At 40.2% G+C, this 1,872-nt stretch carries 2 protein-coding genes; both read right to left on the reverse strand.

Annotation, left to right across the window (positions count from 1 at the left end; translation table 11 throughout):
• A partial coding sequence (locus AC1DVJ_RS30775) for a flagellar hook-length control protein FliK (protein WP_477596704.1) occupies positions 1-1,244 on the reverse strand: 1,244 nt, incomplete at its 3' end.
• A gap of 33 nt (positions 1,245-1,277) precedes the next feature.
• Positions 1,278-1,872 (reverse strand): MotE family protein (locus tag AC1DVJ_RS30780; RefSeq protein WP_477596706.1); only part of this gene is annotated, 595 nt, incomplete at its 5' end.

A 1,872-nucleotide genomic window follows, 5' to 3' on the forward strand; every position in this document is an offset into this window, starting at 1 on the left:
CGTTGTGACTGATTAAAGGTTTGTGATTGACGCTGTTCTTGGAACATACTAGATGACATATTTGAACTTTGAGTAACTTCTAGCTTCTCAACTTGTAAACCTTGTGTAAGTAAAGCTTGACGTAATTGCGGAAGCTGACTTTCGAGCATTTGCTTGCCTGCTAACGAATCCGCTGCGAACTGTGCGAAGAGTTGTCCATCGTGCATCGAGATTTTCACATCTACATGACCTAGATTCTTTGGAAACAAAGAAAGTTTAGCCTCTGAGAAGCCCTCTGACATCGTAATCTTCATATTTTTCAATACAAACGAAGTCATCTCTTCTGTGAAATTAGCCGCTGACAGAACTGGCAGTGTCGCTTTATCAGCCGCAATCGATACCTGCTGTGATTTCTGCAAATCACCAATCGTTACAATCGTGTTCGCTGTTGTACTAGCTTCAATTGGTAGATCAACAAGCGTTAAAGCAGGAGATTCAGTCGAGTTAGTTTGTTCAATAACAGAAACCGGGATATGTTTAATTGCAAATTTCTCTTGCTTGGGTTGAATCGTTTGTAAGTTAGCAGCAAGGGATTGTTCCGTCTCGCTTTTATTTATGTAATTACTTTGCGTCATTCTTCCAATCAGTGTTTTAGAATTCTTAGCGTTTCCTAATCCTTCTAAAATTTCTGGCAGTAACGGCTGAATCGTATTCGTAAGTTCTGTATTTAAGTAATTTAGGATCGAATTGTCTGGTTGCTGCTTAGTTAAAGCTGATAGCGTTAACAACGTATTCTGCGCTTTCAAACTCAAAGATTCCATTGCTGGTTGTTGCCAAGAAGCCATCATTCCAAGTGTATTGGAGCTTTGATTGTTATCTAAAGCAGCTAACATTTCCTCAGCGTTTTCAAACCACTTTTTCACTTGCGGATCTTGTAATAATTTATCAGCAAGAGCAGGATTACTATTCATCGCTTCTAATAGTAATTCTGGAAGTGTATGATCACCCGAACTGACTTTAGTTTCTTGATCCACCAATGTTTGAATCGGCATAACCAAGCTTTGCAGCATTTGCAGCATCATGTTCATGGAAAGCTCAGTCTCAGAAGGTTGACCATCAACAAAAGGTGCATTCTCCTGAGCGCTTTGATCGGAGAGCAATGATGAAAAGCCATCCGTTACTGCATTTTCTTTGGGAGTCCCTTTACCTACAGCTTTAGCTGTTCCTGTATGCGCAACAGATACTGAAGTCATTTGTACGTCCATTTTTTTCACCACCCTTCATGTAATCAACACAAGTTACTGAACCAGCTTGGCTGTAATGGATGCTGCGATTTCCTTATTGGCATCTGATAGTGCTGACATAACCTTAGAACGAGAAGCATTATCCATTCCGCTTAAAATGGTTAATACTTTTGTTGGATTTGTTTTATTCATCTCTAGCAAAACATTTGATGCACTTTTTGGTGTCATATTCGCAAATGTTTGACCAAGATCCGAAGAACTTACTGTACTTGTCGCAGCTTTGGTATCCTTCGTGTTATTTGTTGCTAATCTTTCTTGCAAAGCTGCAATTTCTTTGTCTCGTACAGGCACGATATCTTTTAACCCCATGGATGCAGCAGCTGCCTTGGCAGCGTCCATTTTTTCAAGAATAGCTCCTCGGTTATCTGCCTTCATCATAGATAAAACAAGGACCATTTCATTCGGAGTCAATGCCTCCATGATAGGCGCAACTTTACTAGGGGTCATCTTTGCGTACATATTTGCAAGCTGGGTAATTTGATTTATGTACTCTTCTTCCGACTGCGTTTTATCTTTTAGCTTCTCCTCAAGCTCGGCAACTTTCGCTACTGCTTCCTTTAAAGAGTGATCTTTTGACTCTGTCGTCGTA

This window comes from Paenibacillus sp. P4_A9, from assembly GCF_056402415.1.